Here is a 16,104-nt window from a genome sequence, read left to right as displayed (position 1 = left end):
CCGGCGGCGCCCCGCCCCGCCCTTACAGGTTCGGCGCCAGCAGGCGCTCCAGCTCCGATTCGGGCCGATGGCGGCGCGCGGCCTGGTCGGCGAGCTGGTCGTGGCCGATCTTGCCGACGTTGAAGTAGGTCGCGTCGGGGTGCGCCAGGAAGAAGCCGCTGACGCTGGCCGCCGGCGTCATGGCCAGGCTCTCGGTCAGGGTCATGCCGATGTCGGCGCACTGCATGACGTCGAACATCGCGCGCTTGACGCTGTGGTCCGGGCAGGCCGGGTAGCCCGGCGCCGGGCGGATGCCGCGGTACTTCTCCGCGATCATCTCCTCGTTGCTCAGGCCTTCGCCGGCGGCGTAGCCCCAGAGGTCGGTGCGCACGCGGTGGTGCAGGGCCTCGGCGAAGGCCTCGGCCAGGCGGTCGGCCAGCGCCTTGAGCATGATGGCCGAGTAGTCGTCGAGGTCGTCGACGAAGTACTTCTCCTTCTTTTCCACGCCCAGGCCGGCCGTGACGGCGAACATGCCCACGTAGTCCTTCAGACCGCTCGACGCGGGCGCGACGAAGTCGGCCAGGCAGCGGCTCGGGCGCATCACGCCCTCGATCGCCTGCTTCTCGGTCTGCTGGCGCATGCCGTACCAGGTCATGGCGACCTCGCCGCGCGTCTCGTCGGTGTAGAGCGCGATGTCGTCGTCGCCCACGGTGTTGGCGGGCCAGAAGCCGACGATGCCGCTGGCGCTGAGCCATCGGCCCTCGATCAGGCGCTTCAACATGCGCTGGCCGTCGGCGTAGACGCGCACGGCCTCGGTGCCGACCACCTCGTCCTTCAGGATGGCCGGGAACGGCCCGGCGAGGTCCCAGGTCTGGAAGAACGGACCCCAGTCGATGTACTTCGCCAGCTCGGTAAGGTCGAAGTTGCGGAACACGCGCCGACCGATGAACTTGGGCACCGGCGGCACGTAGGTGTTCCAGTCGATGGGCGTTTTGTTGGCGCGCGCCCTGGCCAGCGGCCACAGCGTCACCTGCTTCTTGTTGGCGTGCTGCTGGCGCACCTTGTCGTAGTCGACGTTGAGCTCGTCGATGTACTTCGCGGCCTGGTCGGAGAGCAGCGACTGCGCCACGCTCACGCTGCGAGAGGCGTCGGGCACGTAGACCACGGGGCCTTCGTAGTGCGGCGCGATCTTGACCGCCGTGTGCACGCGGCTGGTGGTGGCGCCGCCGATCATCAGCGGGATCTTCCTGACGCGGAAATGGTCGTCGCGCTGCATCTCGCCGGCCACGTACTGCATCTCCTCCAGGCTCGGCGTGATGAGGCCGGAGAGGCCGACGATGTCCGCGCCCTCGACCTTGGCGCGCGCCAGGATCTCGTGGCACGGGACCATCACGCCCATGTTCACGACCTCGAAGTTGTTGCATTGCAGGACCACCGTGACGATGTTCTTGCCGATGTCGTGGACGTCGCCCTTGACGGTGGCGATGACGATCTTGCCCTTGGTGCGCACGTCGCGCCCGGCGGCCTCGTCGCGCAGCTTCTCCTCCTCGATGTAGGGCAGCAGGTGCGCCACGGCCTGCTTCATGACGCGGGCCGACTTCACCACCTGCGGCAGGAACATCTTGCCGGCGCCGAACAGGTCGCCCACCACGTTCATGCCGTCCATGAGCGGACCCTCGATGACATGCAGCGGGCGTCCGCCGCCGGCCAGGATGGCGCGGTAGGCCTCCTCGGTGTCCTCGACGATGAATTCGGTGATGCCGTGGACCAGCGCGTGGGCGAGCCGGTCGCCCACGCTCACGGGGGCCTCGGGCGTGCCGCGCCAGTCGTTGCGCTTGCTCTCGTCCTTGGCGCCGCTCTTGGCGGTCTCGGCGACCTCGACCAGGCGCTCGCCGGCGTCGGGTCGGCGGTTGAGCACCACGTCCTCCACGCGCTCGCGCAATGTCGGCTCCAGGTCGTCGTAGACCCCCACCATGCCGGCGTTGACGATGCCCATGTCCATGCCGGCCTGGATCGCGTGATACAGGAACACGGTGTGGATGGCCTCGCGCACCGGGTCGTTGCCGCGGAAGCTGAAGCTCACGTTGGAGACGCCGCCCGACACCTTGGCGCCCGGCAGGTTCTGCTTGATCCAGCGCGTCGCCTCGATGAAGTCGACCGCGTAGTTGTTGTGCTCCTCGATGCCGGTGGCCACCGCGAAGATGTTGGGGTCGAAGATGATGTCCTCGGGCGGGAAGCCGATCTCGTCGACCAGGATGCGGTAGGCGCGCTGGCAGATCTCGACCTTGCGCGCGTAGGTGTCGGCCTGGCCGGTCTCGTCGAAGGCCATCACCACCGCCGCCGCGCCGTAGCGGCGCAGCAGGCGCGCCTGGTGGCGGAAGGCGTCCTCGCCCTCCTTCATGCTGATCGAGTTGACGATGCCCTTGCCCTGGATGCAGCGCAGGCCGGCCTCGATGACCTCCCACTTCGAGCTGTCCACCATGATCGGCACGCGCGCGATGTCGGGCTCGGAGGCGATCAGGTTGAGGAAGCGCACCATCGCGGCCTTGCTGTCGAGCATGGCCTCGTCCATGTTGATGTCGATCACCTGCGCGCCGTTCTCCACCTGCTGGCGCGCCACGGCCAGGGCCTCCTCGAACTGGCCGTTGAGGATCATCCGCGCGAAGGCCTTGGAGCCGGTGACGTTGGTGCGCTCGCCAATGTTGACGAACAGCGTGCCCGCGCCGATCTGCACCGGCTCCAGGCCCGAGAGCTTCATGGCCGGGACGTCCGGCCCGGCGGCGGGAGCGGGCGAGGAAGAAGGGGAAGTGGCGGGGACGGGGGCGGAGGACGACGACATGGGGCTCACCTGGTTCGCGGACGGAGGTTCAGGCGAGCGTCGTTGCAAAAAAGGCGGCCCGAGCCTGGCGGGGCGCAAGCCGGCCGCTGCAACGCTCCTCGGGGAGAGGCGATTTTAGGCGCATCGCCCGGGCCGCGCGCGGCCGGGCGCTCCGGCTAGGGCGCGAGCGCGGCGCGGGACTCGGCGGCCACGGTCGTGCGCGCGAACGGCGGCAGGCCGGCGAGCAGCCGCTGTCCGTAGGCCGTGCGAACGAGCCGCCGGTCGTAGCAGTAGACGCTCGCGCGGTCGTCCTCGCTGCGGATCGCGCGGCCGACCCATTGCGCCAGCCGGATCGCGGTGGCGGGCACCACCAGCTCGGAGAACGGATCGCGTCCGACGGCGCGCAGCCACTCGGCGCGCGCCTCGCCCACCGGGTCGTCCGGCGGCGCGAAGGGCAGCTTGGCGATGAAGACCGACTCGCACAGCCGTCCCGGCAGGTCCAGCCCCTCGCCGAAGGACTGCATGCCGAAGATGATCGAGGGCTGCCCGTCGGCCACGCGCTGGCGGTGCGTGGCCAGCAGCACCTGGCGCGGCAGCGCCGTCTGCGTCAGCACGCGCGGGCGCAGGACGGGCGTGAGCGCCTCGACCGCCTGGCGCAACTGGTCGCGCGAGGTGAACAGCACCAGCGCGCCGTGGCGCACCGTGGCCAGGTCGCGCGCCAGGGCCTGCGCCATCTCGGCGACGTAGGCGACGGCGTCGCGCGGATCGGCCCGGGTCTCGACGGCGACGAGGCGGCCCTGCGCGGCGTAGTCGAAGGGGCTGGCGACCTCCAGCGTGCTGGCCGCGTCGTCGCCCTGCAGGCCCGACTCGCGCAGGAAGAAGTCGAACTGGCCGCAGCTCGTGAGCGTGGCCGAGGTCAGCACCGCGCCGCGCACCCGGCCCCACAGGTGGTGGCGCAGGGTGGCGCCGGGCAGCAGCGGGCTGGCGTGGGCCTGCAGGATCGACCGCTCGCCCTCGACCTCGAGGGTGAACCACTTGGCCGCCGGCACGGCGTCGGCGGCGGTCTCGCGCAGCAGCAGCCGGGCGGTGTCGAGCATCTGCTCCAGCCGGGGCGCGAGCGCGCCGAGCTGCGCGTACATCGACGACAGCGCGCGCGCCTGGCCGGGGTTGTCGCGCAGCTCGGCGCGCAGGGCGCGGGCGATGGCGCGCAGGCATTCGATGAAGCCGTCGGCGTGGCGCGCGACGCGTTCGAGCGGCTCGCACAGCGCCTCGGGCAGCTCGCCGCGCGGCACGCGGGCGCAACCCGGGCCGCGCCCGCTGCCGGCGGTCGCGCGCAGGGTCTCGCCATAGAGGTCCATCACCAGGCGCTCGACCTGCTGCATCGCCTGGCGCACCTGCGCCGCGTGGCCGGGGATGTCGGCCACATCCATGACCTCCAGCCGCACGCCGACGGCGACGGCGCGCTGCGCCAGCCGCTCGATCCAGCCGTGGTGGCCCAGGTCCATGCGGCAGGCAAACTGCGCCAGCGCCGTCGCCGGCAGGTGGTGCGCCTCGTCGAGCACCAGCAGGCAGTTGTCCAGCTCGGGCAGCAGCCGGTTGCCCAGCGACGACAGCAGCAGGTCGTGGTTGACCACGATGACCTGCGCGCCGACCAGCGTCTTGCGCCGCTCGTAGTAGGCGCAGCCGTTGAACGCCGGACAGTGCTGCCCGGTGCAGGACGCCGCGTCGGCGGCCATGGCCGACCACACCTCGGGCGCCGGCGGCGTGTCCAGCGCGTCGCGGTCGCCGTCCCAGGCGCCGCTGGCCAGCGCCCGCGCGATGCCGCCGTAGAACTGCAGGCGCGCGGCGATCTCGTGCTGCGGCCGGGGCGCGCGGGCGGTGGGCTCGTCGTCGGCGAACAGGTCGGCGGTGGGGTCGATGGCGTCGTCCTCGTCGCCATGCGCCGGCACGACCTCGCCGGCCAGGCGCGACAGCTTGAGCTGGCACACGTAGCGCCCGCGCCCCTTGGCCAACGCGAAGCGGAACGGCTGCGGCATCAGCGCAGCCAGCGCCGGCAGGTCCTTGGCCACCAGCTGCTCCTGCAGCGCCACGGTGGCCGTGGAGACGACGACGCGCGTGTTGCGCGCCAGCGCCAGCGCGATGGCCGGCGCGCAGTACGCCAGCGACTTGCCCACGCCGGTGCCGGCCTGGATCACCGCGATGGCGCGCACCGGGTCCGGCGCGGCGGCACCGGCCGCGCCGCCGTCGGCGTCGAGTTCCGGCTCGTCGAGCTTGCCGAGCGTGGCCCGCGCCAGCGTGGCCGCCACCTTCTCCGCCATGCGCCGCTGGCCCTCGCGCCCGCGCAGGCCGGCGCCGGCGCGCACCGCGTGGTCGAAGGCCGCCAAGGCGGTCGCGGCCAGGGCATCGGCGGTGGAGGACACGGGAGGAACGGAGGCGGACGGCGGAACGGACGGCGAGGACATGCGTCGAGTCTTGCACGGCCGGCCCGCCGGACCGGCCGTGCGGCGTCCGGTCAGGCCGGCTGCGCGGCGCCGGCCGACGCCGGCAATCCGAAGACGGCGTCGAACACCCAGTTGAAGACGAAGGTGTAGACCAGGAAGAACACCACCAGCCCCAGGTCCATCAGCAGGGCCTGCCACAGGCTGATGTCGAGCCACCAGGCGATGGCCGGCACCAGGAAGGCGATCAGTCCGCCCTCGAAGCCAATGGCGTGCGCGATGCGCCGCCCCAGGCCGCGCCCGCGCACCGCCTGGCGGCGCTCCCAGCGCTCGAACAGGGCGTTGAACACCAGGTTCCAGACCACCGCGATGGCCGAGGCCAGCACCGCCAGCGGACCGGCGTGGCCCACGCCCTGCCCCGACATCGCCGCCAGGCCGAAGCTGGCCACGACGATGGCGATGCCTTCGTACAGCGTGATGTAGACGACGCGGCGCTTGATGCCTTGCATGGTGCTCTTCTCCTGGGATGTCATGGACGAGCCATGACTCTATGTGCGACGCGCTGATATAAAAAGTCGGCTTCTTTCAGTTTTTCAGACAGGTCGATCCGCCACGGCGATCGACGAGGAACCTTTCCCATGGCGTTTTCGAGCGACAACGTGCAGGTCTTCCTGGCCGTGCTGGACCACGGTTCTTTTTCGGCGGCCGCGCGTGCGTTGCGCCGCGTGCCCTCGGCCGTCAGCATGACCATCGCCGGGCTGGAGGCCGAGCTAGACCTGGTGCTGTTCGACCGCGCCGGCCGCGAGCCGAAGCCGACCGCCGCCGCGCGCTCGCTCGAACCGCAGGCGCGACTGCTCGCCGCGCAGCTCAGGCAACTGCAGGTGCAGGCGCTGTCGCTCACGCAGGGGCTCGAGCACCGCCTGACGCTGGCCATCGCGCCCGAACTGCTGGCCGCGCCGTGGAGCGTCGCGCTGGCCGCCCTGGCGCAGGAGCATCCGCTGCTGGAGGTGGAAGTGCTGGCGGCGCCGCAGGGCGACGCGCTGGCGCTGCTGCACGCCGGGCGCGCGCAGCTGGCGCTGGTCTTCGAACGCCCGAGCCTGGACGGCCGCGAGGATTTCCAGGAGGTGGCCAGCGACCTGCTGGTGGCCGTGATGGCGCCCGGCCATCCGGTGCTCGCCGCCGCCGGCGGGCGCCTGCGCGAGGAGCACCTGCGCACCACGCGCCAGATCGTCGTGGCCGGGCGCGACCTCGCGATCAGCGACCCGCGCTTCGTCTTCGCGCGCCACGTCTGGCGCACCGACAACGCGCTGGCGGCGCTGAGCCTGATCACCGCCGGGCTCGGCTGGGGCTGGCTGCCGCGCGCGTTCGCCCAGCCGCACGTCGCCGCCGGCGCGCTGGTGGAGATCCCGTTCGAGAACCTCAGCAACGGGCTCGACCTGTGGGTCGACGTGGTGTGGTCGCGCGAGCGGCCGCTGGGGCTGGGCGCGCAGCGCTTCGTGGCGTTGATCGCGCGGCGGAAGGATTGAACGACCTCGCACGCCGCACCGGCGACGGCCGCGCGAGGCGCATCGCGACGCGCCCGGCGGCCGGGGCCGCCACCGCCGTGTCCGGTAGTCAGGCGACCGGTGCCTCGTCCGGCTCGCGGTAGAACACGCCGCGCCCGATCGTGCGCCCCGGCAGCGGCGCGACCGCGCGTCCGATGGCGCCGATGTGGTCGGGCGTGGTGCCGCAGCAGCCGCCCACGATGTTGACCAGACCGTCGGCCGCGAACTCGTGCAGCAGGCGCGAGGTGACCTCGGGCGTCTCGTCGAAGCCGGTGTCGCTCATCGGGTTGGGCAGCCCGGCGTTGGGGTAGCAGCTGATGAAGGTGTCGCCGGCCACGCGGGCGAGCTCCTGGATGTAGGGGCGCATCAGTGCGGCACCGAGCGCGCAGTTCAGGCCCACGGCCAGCGGCTGGGCATGGCGCACGCTGTGCCAGAAGGCGGTCACGGTCTGGCCGCTGAGGATGCGGCCGGAGGCGTCGGTCACGGTGCCGCTGATGAGGATCGGCAGGCGCTCGCCGCTGGCTTCGAAGTACTCGTCGACGGCGAACAGCGCCGCCTTGGCGTTGAGGGTGTCGAAGATGGTCTCGACCAGGATGACGTCGGCGCCGCCCTCGACCAGGGCCTCGGTCTGTTCGTAGTAGGCCGCGCGCAGGGTCTCGAAGTCGACGTTGCGGGCGCCGGGGTCGTTGACGTCGGGGCTGATGCTAGCGGTCTTGGGCGTCGGGCCGAGGGCGCCGGCGACGAAGCGCGGCTTGTCCGGCGTGCTGAACTTGTCGCAGGCGGCGCGGGCGAGCCGGGCGGAGACGAGGTTCATCTCGCGCGCGAGGTGCGCCATCTTGTAGTCCTCCTGCGCGACGGTGGTGGCGCCGAAGGTGTTGGTCTCGATCAGGTCGGCGCCGGCGGCGAGGTAGGCCTCGTGGATGTCGCGGATGACGTCCGGCCGGGTCAGCGAGAGCAGTTCGTTGTTGCCCTTGACGTCGCGCTCGAAGTCCGTGAACCGCTCGCCCGTGCTGCCCGGACCGTCGTAGCCCTCGCCCCGGTACTGCGCCTCGCTGAGCTTGAAGCGCTGGATCATGGTGCCCATGGCGCCGTCGAGGATGGCGATGCGTTCGGCGAGGATGGCGGGGAGCTGCTGGGCGCGGGTGTAGACGACGGGCTTCATGGGCGCGATTGTAAAAAGCCCGTCATGGCCTTGCCTTGGGGGTGCCACTGCCGTCGCTGCCGCTACCTCTGCCATTCGACGCCGTCAGCGTTTGAAGCCAGGGATCGGAGTCGCTCCGCATTTCGGAGGATTCGAGATGATCAATTGGACGACGGCAGCGTGAGGCTGGGACTGTATGGATGGCGAATAAGCATAGCCGCTGGATCGAGTGGCCAAGCCCTCGTAAAGACTTTACGACGCATGAACGGTGGCCTCTGCCCTTCGCAGCGCCAAGTTCTTGCTGTCTGGTGATTCCGTGCTGGATGAACCTTCGACTTCAGCGCTCTCATACTCGTACCAACTCCGAGCTTGATCCAGCCAATTCGCGAGGCGAATGATCTGGGTCCGATCGAGTTCAGCAGATTGCGCGGGGAAATCGAGCGTGATCTGAATCACGATCGAACATGCATGGGCACCGCTCGGCATCAGTGCGAGCCAAAGCAGCAAAGCAATAAGCCTTTTCGTCATGCATCACCTATCCGATCAGGCTGCGGTAATTGTCCCGCGTCGCACAGCACTGGCATTCCGAGTGAAAGCCTTAAATCGTGCAATGGGCCGCCTACTTGATCGGCTTGCCACATTCGGGCAGATCCTCCTGAAAAGGCACCAGATCGATCCCAGCATAGTTTCCTCCCTTGAAGGCCGGGAATGGCGAATTCAAATGCGAGCTTTCGTAGATCGGCACGCTCTCGAGCAATTGACGAACGGCACGCGTCGTGACTTCCGCGCGACGCCTCGAAAGTGCCTTGGCGTCCTGAGTGCCTTCGAGCGCGATACCGTCGACCATGACGCGCTCGAAACGAGTGAAGACGGTTCGCCACTTGTCGAGCCATGCCGTCAATCTCACGATCTCGGTTTTCTCGAGATCGGCGGAGCCTGCCGCAAAATCCAGGTCGATGGCGAATGCTCTCGAGCAGGCATGCACAGAACCCGCCATCAGTATTCCTATGCAAAGAGGAATCAGTCGTTTATCCAACATAGCTGACTCCATATGCGATATAGCCTACTAAACTATCCGCATTCTTAAGAGCCCTCCTCGTATCATTGGCAATTGCCAGACTTTCCTTCATTTTATAGATGTCGTCAACTGAACCAAAGACGCCATCGAAATGTGTGACCTCATGGATCAATGTCTGCAACTGCGAGTCCGATTCTGCCGATCGAGGGCGAAGGCCACAGAATTCGATTGCAATGCCGATCGTGTGGGTTGCGATATCTGGCTTGCAGACCTCGGCGAGCAGTCCTTTTTTATTTCCTGAAGGTGTGCATCCGACATTGCGCATCAGCTGCTCCGAATAGCGAACGAAGTTGTCACCGGTGAGAGCCGTAAGCACGTGCAGACATTTGAAAAGTCCGCTTTGCAAGTACTGCCTCGTCTTTTCATCGTCTGTGCCAAACCATTGCTTGACTCGAGCCTTTTCAGGCTTACCCCAGAGTTCTAGATCTTTGGAGCGTCGTTCGACCATCTTTACAGCCTCAGCCCGCAGCCCGAGCACCAGATCGCAGAACTCCCTGTTGGTCATGTTCGGACAGATGTTCTCCGTCTGCTCGGCCTCGGGCGGATGCTTCACCAAGCCGTCGACCACCTTGCTGCTCGCCCGGACCGGTTCCATGTCGCCGGAAAACCAGCCGGGCAGCGCAGTGAAGCTCGGGTCGAAGACCCCGACGGCGGCGTCCAGGCGGTCGTCGCAGTTCACCGAATGCGGCAGCATCGAGACGAGCGGCGGCGGAACCGGGCAGCGGCAGATCGCCACGTCGCCTTCCAACGCCATCTCTGCGCCATGAAACCGGCTCCTGTAGGGCCCGCCCGCCTTGGCGATGAGACCGACGCTGTTGCAACCTTCGCAATACACGCGCCCGCCGATCAGCGCGGCGCGGTGTCCATGGATATCCATCATGGGCCCCTCATAGGGCAATACCGTGCCACCCGGAACAAGCCGGTCGCCCACCACCCATGTCTTCCGCATCATCTTCGTGCTCCCTGTCTAAACAGGAAATTGAATGGGCAGTGGGAAATTGCTTTCGCAACTTTTCATTCGGCGGACCTTGGGCCGAACGCCGATTCGTCAAACTCGGATCGGATTTTGTTTTTGGACCGCACGCGCTCGACCGCGCGCCCATCGGGCCGAAGTCACCCGGCCCGCTCCCGAGGAAAGGACGGGCGACGACAATCGGCCCCGGCCGGCCTGCCCGTTCCCCACGCCACGCAACGATTCCCTTGTCCGCCTCGCCTTCCACCTCTTCCTCCACCGACCCGCGCGAGATCCTCCACCAGGTCTTCGGGTACGAGCAGTTCCGCGGCGCCCAGGCGGCCATCGTCGACCACGTGACGCACGGCGGCGACGCGCTGGTGCTGATGCCCACGGGCGGCGGCAAGTCGCTCTGCTACCAGATCCCGGCGATCGCGCGCCAGCGCGCCGGCCACGGCGTGACGGTGGTGGTCTCGCCGCTGATCGCATTGATGCACGACCAGGTCGGCGCGCTGCACCAGGCCGGCGTGGACGCCGCGTTCCTGAACTCCACGCTCGACTGGCCGCAGACGCAGGACGTGGAGCGGCGCATGGCCAGCGGCGAGGTGACGCTGCTCTACGCCGCGCCCGAGCGCGTGACCACGCCGCGCTTCCTGGCGCAGCTCGACGCCCTGCACGCGAAAGGCCGGCTCAGCCTGTTCGCCATCGACGAGGCGCACTGCGTGAGCCAGTGGGGCCACGACTTCCGCCCCGAGTACCGCGCGCTGACCGTGCTGCACGAGCGCTATGCCGGCGTGCCGCGCATCGCCCTGACCGCCACGGCCGACGACCTCACGCGCGCCGACATCGTCGAGCGGCTGCAATTGGAGGAGGCGCGCCAGTTCGTCAGCAGCTTCGATCGCCCGAACATCCGCTACACCATCGTCGAGAAGAAGGACGCCACCACGCAGCTGCTGCGCTTCATCGAGCGCGAGCACGCGGGCGAGGCGGGCGTGGTCTATTGCCAGTCGAGGAAGCGCGTCGAGGAGGTGGCCGCGGCGCTGGCGGCCGCCGGCGTCAACGCCCTGCCCTACCACGCCGGCCTGGACGCCGCGGTGCGCCAGAAGCACCAGGACCGCTTCCTGCGCGAGGACGGCATCGTGATCGTCGCCACCATCGCCTTCGGCATGGGCATCGACAAGCCCGACGTGCGCTTCGTCGGGCACCTCGACATGCCCAAGAACATCGAGGGCTACTACCAGGAGACCGGCCGCGCCGGGCGCGACGGCGCCGCGGCCGATGCCTGGATGGTCTACGGCCTGCAGGACGTGGTGAACCAGCGCCGCATGATCGACGAGAGCCCGGCCGGCGAGGACTTCAAGCAGGTCATGCGCGGCAAGCTCGACGCCCTGCTGGCGCTGGCCGAGGCCACCGACTGCCGGCGCGTGCGGCTGCTGGCCTACTTCGGCGAGCACAGCACGCCCTGCGGCAACTGCGACAACTGCCTGGAGCCGCCGGCGGTCTGGGACGCCACGGACGCCGCGCGCAAGCTGCTCTCCACCATCTACCGGGTGCAGCAGAGCAGCGGCATCAGCTTCGGCGCCGGGCACATCATGGACATCCTGCGCGGCAAGGCGACCGAGAAGGTCAAGCAGTTCGATCACGAGCAGGTCAGCACCTTCGGCATCGGCGCGGAATTCAGCGAGGTGCAGCTGCGCGGCGTGCTGCGCCAGCTCATCGCCATCGGCGCGGTGGCGGTCGACACGCAGCACTTCAACACCCTGCGGCTGACCGACGCCTCGCGCGCCGTGCTCAAGGGCGAGGCGCGCGTCGCATTGCGCGAATCGGTGTCGGCGCCGGCCGGGCGCGGCGCTTCGTCGGGCGGTCGGGTGCGCCGCGAACGGATCGCGCGCGGCGCGCCGTCGCCGGCGGCCGAAGGACTCGACGCCGCCGCCCAGCAGCGCTTCGCCGCCCTCAAGGCTTGGCGCGCCGAGGTGGCGCGCGAAGGCAACCTGCCCGCCTACGTCATCTTCCACGACGCCACCCTCGCCGCCATCGCCCAGCGCGCCCCCGCCACCCTGGCCGACCTGCAGGGCGTCAGCGGGATCGGGGTGACGAAGCTGGAGAAGTACGGGGTGGAGGTGCTGCGGGCGTGCGCGAACCAGTGAGCATCGCCACGGCGACGACGCGCTACTGCACGAACCCCATCCCCCGCGCCTCCCGCACCTCCGGCTTGATGCGGTGCTCGGCCTCGAGCTGATCGAGGAATTCGGCGGCCGAGAACTCGGCCGCGAGGATGTCGGTCTGGCGCTTGACGGCGGCGAAGTCGCCGGGGCAGAGCTGGTCGAGCCTGGCCAGCCGGGCGCGCAGCTCGCCAGTCAGGAGCGCCGCGTCGCCCGCGAGCGCCTCGGTGGCGAACATGCGCTCGCGCTGCGGCGCGGTCAGCGGCATGAACCTGATCTTGAAGGTGAAGCGGCGCAGCGCCGCCTGGTCGAGGCGGTCGAGCAGGTTGGTGGTGCACACGAAGATGCCGTCGAAGCGCTCCATGCCCTGGAGCATCTCGTTGACCTCGGTGACCTCGTAGGTGCGCTGCGCGCCGCGCCGGTCCTGCAGGAAGCTGTCGGCCTCGTCGAGCAGCAGCACGGCGCGCTCGGCCTCGGCCTCGCGGAACATGGCGGCCATGTTCTGCTCGGTCTCGCCGACGTACTTGCTCATCAGGTCGCTGGCCTGCTTGACGATCAGCGGTCGGTCGATGGCACGCGCGATGTGCTCGGCCAGCGCGGTCTTGCCGGTGCCCGGCGCGCCGTAGAAGCACAGCGTGCCGTGGCCGCGCGCGCGCAACGCCTCGACGATGCGCGGGATCTCGAAGCGCGTCTCGACGTTGAGCATGTCGAGGTCGTAGGTCGTCACGGCGCGGCGCTCGCCGGCCTGGCGGTCGGTGGTGCCCAGGGCGAGGTCGGCGTTGCGCAGCTGGCGCTCGATCAGGCCCTCGACCGAGGCGTCGTCGTCGGTGCGCGCCAGCACCGCGAAGCGCACCGCCGTACGGATCTGCGCCGGCGTCAGGCCCTTGCGGCCGGCGAGCTTGGCGGTGAAGGCGTCGGAGACGACCACGCCCTCGAGCGTCTTTTTCACCAGCTGCTCGCGCGCGCCGGGCGGCGGCGACTTCAACTCCAGGTGGTAGGCGAAGCGGCGGCGGAACGCCGGGTCGATCTGCTCGATGCGGTTGGTGACCCACAGCGTGGGCACGGCGTTGGATTCGAGGATCTGGTTGACCCAGGCCTTGCCGCTGACGCTGCCGCTCGGCGGCGAGGGCACCTGGTCGGCGCGCGCCATGAACTGCGCGGCCTCGGTGCTGATCGGCGGGAACACGTCCTCGACCTCGTCGAACAGCAGCGCCGCCTGCGCGCTGCCCTTGAGGAACACCTGCGCGATCTGCAGCGAGCGGTAGCGGTCGCGCCCGGAGAGCGAGTTGCCGTCGCGGTCGGCGTACTCGACCTCGAACAGGTCGAGCCCGGCGGCCTGCGCCACCACCTTGGCCAGCTCGGTCTTGCCGGTGCCCGGCGGCCCGTAGAGCAGCACGTTGACGCCCGGCTCCTTGCGCGCGACGGCCGCGCGCAGCAGCGTGACGAGCATGTGCGTGTCCTCGGCGGCGAAGGAGAAGTCCTCCGGCGTGAGCGTGCTCTTGGCCGAGGGTCGCGTGAACACGGCCATCAGCTCGCTCTGGTCGCGGTACTCGCGCATGAGCACCGGCGGCAGCTTCTCGCTGACCTTCATCAGGTCGGCCAGGTCGGTGATGTTGTGCTCGGAGATCAGGTTCTCGATCAGCCCGATGCGTTCGAGCCGCGAGCCCGCGCGCAGGGCCTCGCCCACGTCGCTGGCGGGCACGCCGGCCACCTCGGCGATGGCGGCGTAGGCCTCCGGGGCGTTGTTGACCTTGAACTCCACCAGCAGCGAGCGCAGGTCGCGCTGGTAGCGCGCCAGGGTGCCGTAGAGCAGCAGCGCCCGCTCGGCCTTGTTGAGTTGCAGCAGGCCGGCGAGCGCGTCGATGTTCTTCTCGACCAGGGTCGACTGCTTGCGCAATGCGTTGGTCAGCCAGTCGCGCGTGACCGAGAGCACGGCCAGCAGGTCCTTGGGCTGGTCCTTGGCGTATTCGTCGAGATAGAAGAAGAGCGTGCCTTCCTCGTAGGGGCCGCGCCAGACGCCGTGGCGCTCCAGCAGCGTGCGGCCGTCGAAGTGCTCGACGCCCTTCCAGACCTCGTTGCCGGCGCAGCGCCGCCCCAGGAACTCGCGCAGCCGCTGCAGCACCTGCGCCGGCCAGACCAGGTGGCGGCCGGCCAGCGACAGCAGGCCGTTGAGGTCGCGGCGCACGTTGAAGCGCGGACCCTGCTTGGCCGCGAGCGTGAGCACGAAGTGCGAACACATCAGCTCCAGCACCGGCGCTTCCTTGAGGCCGGGCGACGGCAGCGCCTGCCCGCGCGAAGGCGCGGCCGCCATGTCGACCCCGGAACGCTTGACCATCGGACAACCTCCAGCTATTAGGGAATTCAGCGCGACCATAACGCAGACCATGGGTTCCGGGAAGAGACGCCACAATGTCCCGGATGATCCAGATCCAAGACATCGAGCATGCCGCCGAGCGCCTGCGCGGACAGATTCTGGCGACGCCGTGTGTCGAATCGCGCACGCTCTCGGACATCGTCGGCGCCCAGGTCTTCCTGAAGTTCGAGAACCTCCAGTTCACCGCCTCGTTCAAGGAGCGCGGCGCCTGCAACAAGCTCGTCGAGCTGACCACGGAAAACCCGACGCGCGGCGTGATCGCCATGTCGGCCGGCAACCACGCCCAGGGCGTGGCCTACCACGCGCAGCGCCTGGGCGTGCGGGCGCTGATCGTCATGCCGCGCTTCACGCCGGGGGTGAAGATCGAGCGCACGCGCGGCTTCGGCGCCGAGGTGGTGCTCCACGGCGACACCCTCGACGCCGCCCGCGCCCACGCCTTCGCGCTGGCCGAGCGCGAGGGCCTGGCCTTCGTCCATCCCTACGACGACGACGAGATCATCGCCGGCCAGGGCACCGTGGCGCTGGAGATGCTCGACGCCGTGCCCGACCTCGACGCGCTGGTGGTGTCGGTGGGCGGCGGCGGGCTGATCGCGGGGATGGCGGTCGCGGCACGCTCGCGCCGGCCGGACATCGAGATCGTCGGCGTGCAGACGATGCGCTTTCCGACGATGGTCAACGCCGTGCACGGCACGCAGCACGCCCTGGGCACCAGCACCATCGCCGAGGGCATCGCCGTGGGCACGCCCGGCGAGCGCACCCTGGCCATCATCAGGGGGCACGTCGACGACCTGCTGCTGGTCGACGAGGGCGACATCGAGCAGGCCGTGCTGATGCTGCTGGAGATCGAGAAGACGCTGGTCGAGGGCGCCGGCGCCGCCGGCCTGGCCGCGCTGCTGCGTCACCCCGAGCGCTTCCGGGGCAAGCGGGTCGGGCTGGTGCTCTCGGGCGGCAACATCGACCCGCTACTGCTGGCCGCCATCATCGAGCGCGGCATGGTGCGCGCCGGTCGCCTCGCCCGCCTGCGCGTGAGCGCGCGCGACGTGCCGGGCATGCTCGCGCGCATCACGGCCACCGTGGCCGAGGCCGGCGCCAACATCGACGAGGTGCACCACCAGCGCGCCTTCACCATGCTGGCGGCGCAGAACGTGGAGATCGAACTGGTGCTGCAGACCCGCGGCCGCGCGCACCTGGCCACCGTGCTGGACGCCCTGCACGCGGCCGGTTTCGAGGCCGAGGAACAGCACTGAGGCGCGACGCCGGGTCGAACGACTTCCGGATTCCTCCGAAGCGGATGACCTTGTCGCGCGTGCCGGCATGGGGCGATACCCGGGGGCGGCGCGCCGGCATCGCTCCTTAGAATGCCCCGACTCTTGCGAACCCGAAGGAATCTCCCGATGTCCACCCCCACCCCCGTCGAGCCCGGCCACGACGCCATCGTCGAGAAAGACGCCGTCGAGTCGATCGTGCCGCTGATGCCGATCGTGCTGCCGATCGTGGGCGGCGTGCTGATGCTGCTGCTCGCCTCCATCGCCGTCTTCCTGGCCTGACGACCCCCTGGCGGGTCCCTCGCCCGCCGACCGCGCCACGGCGGCACCCGCCGATTGCGGGAATTTCACAC

Annotated in this window: 12 protein-coding genes and 1 riboswitch; of the genes, 4 read left to right on the top strand and 8 right to left on the bottom strand. The window is 69.5% G+C overall.

Features of this window, described 5'->3' with window-relative positions; translation table 11 throughout:
- Positions 1 to 22: 22 nt before the first annotated feature.
- The 3 genes from metH to ABID77_RS14050 form a co-directional block, all read right to left on the bottom strand.
- Complete coding sequence (gene metH, locus ABID77_RS14060; RefSeq protein ID WP_429597329.1) at positions 23 to 2,737, bottom strand: methionine synthase; 2,715 nt, start codon at positions 2,735 to 2,737, stop codon at positions 23 to 25.
- Between the two features lie 108 nt (positions 2,738 to 2,845).
- Positions 2,846 to 2,924, bottom strand: a riboswitch (S-adenosyl-L-homocysteine riboswitch).
- A gap of 49 nt (positions 2,925 to 2,973) precedes the next feature.
- A complete protein-coding gene (gene dinG / locus ABID77_RS14055) occupies positions 2,974 to 5,259 on the bottom strand; it encodes an ATP-dependent DNA helicase DinG (protein WP_429596820.1) in 2,286 nt (761 codons plus the stop codon).
- Positions 5,260 to 5,309: 50 nt separating this feature from the next.
- A complete protein-coding gene (locus ABID77_RS14050; RefSeq protein WP_429596817.1) occupies positions 5,310 to 5,744 on the bottom strand; it encodes a PACE efflux transporter in 435 nt (144 codons plus the stop codon).
- A 129-nt stretch (positions 5,745 to 5,873) separates the two neighbouring features.
- Between ABID77_RS14050 and ABID77_RS14045 the strand changes: the two genes are divergently transcribed.
- Complete coding sequence (locus ABID77_RS14045; protein ID WP_429596814.1) at positions 5,874 to 6,761, top strand: LysR family transcriptional regulator; 888 nt, start codon at positions 5,874 to 5,876, stop codon at positions 6,759 to 6,761.
- A gap of 88 nt (positions 6,762 to 6,849) precedes the next feature.
- Here ABID77_RS14045 and ABID77_RS14040 read toward each other — a convergent pair whose 3' ends face one another.
- The 4 genes from ABID77_RS14040 to ABID77_RS14025 form a co-directional block, all read right to left on the bottom strand.
- On the bottom strand, positions 6,850 to 7,941 hold the full coding sequence (locus ABID77_RS14040) for a homocysteine S-methyltransferase family protein (RefSeq protein ID WP_429596811.1): 1,092 nt from the start codon (positions 7,939 to 7,941) through the stop codon (positions 6,850 to 6,852).
- 231 nt (positions 7,942 to 8,172) lie between these two features.
- Positions 8,173 to 8,448 (bottom strand): hypothetical protein, encoded by a 276-nt coding sequence (locus ABID77_RS14035; protein ID WP_429596808.1) that lies wholly within the window; start codon positions 8,446 to 8,448, stop codon positions 8,173 to 8,175.
- Positions 8,449 to 8,539: 91 nt separating this feature from the next.
- Positions 8,540 to 8,917, bottom strand: a complete 378-nt coding sequence (locus ABID77_RS14030) for a hypothetical protein (RefSeq protein WP_429596805.1) — start codon at positions 8,915 to 8,917, stop codon at positions 8,540 to 8,542.
- A gap of 31 nt (positions 8,918 to 8,948) precedes the next feature.
- Positions 8,949 to 9,950, bottom strand: coding sequence for a M35 family metallo-endopeptidase (locus ABID77_RS14025; RefSeq protein ID WP_429596802.1), 1,002 nt, complete (start codon positions 9,948 to 9,950; stop codon positions 8,949 to 8,951).
- Positions 9,951 to 10,192: 242 nt separating this feature from the next.
- Here ABID77_RS14025 and recQ point away from each other — a divergent pair, with 242 nt between their 5' ends.
- A complete protein-coding gene (recQ, locus tag ABID77_RS14020) occupies positions 10,193 to 12,097 on the top strand; it encodes a DNA helicase RecQ (RefSeq protein WP_429597326.1) in 1,905 nt (634 codons plus the stop codon).
- 22 nt (positions 12,098 to 12,119) lie between these two features.
- Here recQ and ABID77_RS14015 read toward each other — a convergent pair whose 3' ends face one another.
- Entirely contained in the window at positions 12,120 to 14,447 is a 2,328-nt protein-coding gene (locus tag ABID77_RS14015; RefSeq protein ID WP_429596799.1) for an ATP-binding protein, read from the bottom strand.
- An 83-nt stretch (positions 14,448 to 14,530) separates the two neighbouring features.
- On the opposite strand from ABID77_RS14015, the gene ABID77_RS14010 reads away from it, so the two are divergent.
- Positions 14,531 to 15,733, top strand: coding sequence for a threonine ammonia-lyase (locus ABID77_RS14010; RefSeq protein ID WP_429596796.1), 1,203 nt, complete (start codon positions 14,531 to 14,533; stop codon positions 15,731 to 15,733).
- 147 nt (positions 15,734 to 15,880) lie between these two features.
- Entirely contained in the window at positions 15,881 to 16,033 is a 153-nt protein-coding gene (locus ABID77_RS14005) for a hypothetical protein (RefSeq protein WP_429596794.1), read from the top strand.
- Positions 16,034 to 16,104 lie beyond the last annotated feature (71 nt).

The sequence above is a fragment of the Variovorax sp. PvP013 genome, from assembly GCF_050435945.1.
Lineage (GTDB): Bacteria > Pseudomonadota > Gammaproteobacteria > Burkholderiales > Burkholderiaceae_C > Variovorax.
Note: the sequence above shows the minus strand (reverse complement) of the source record. Positions and strands in the feature narration are given on the sequence as shown.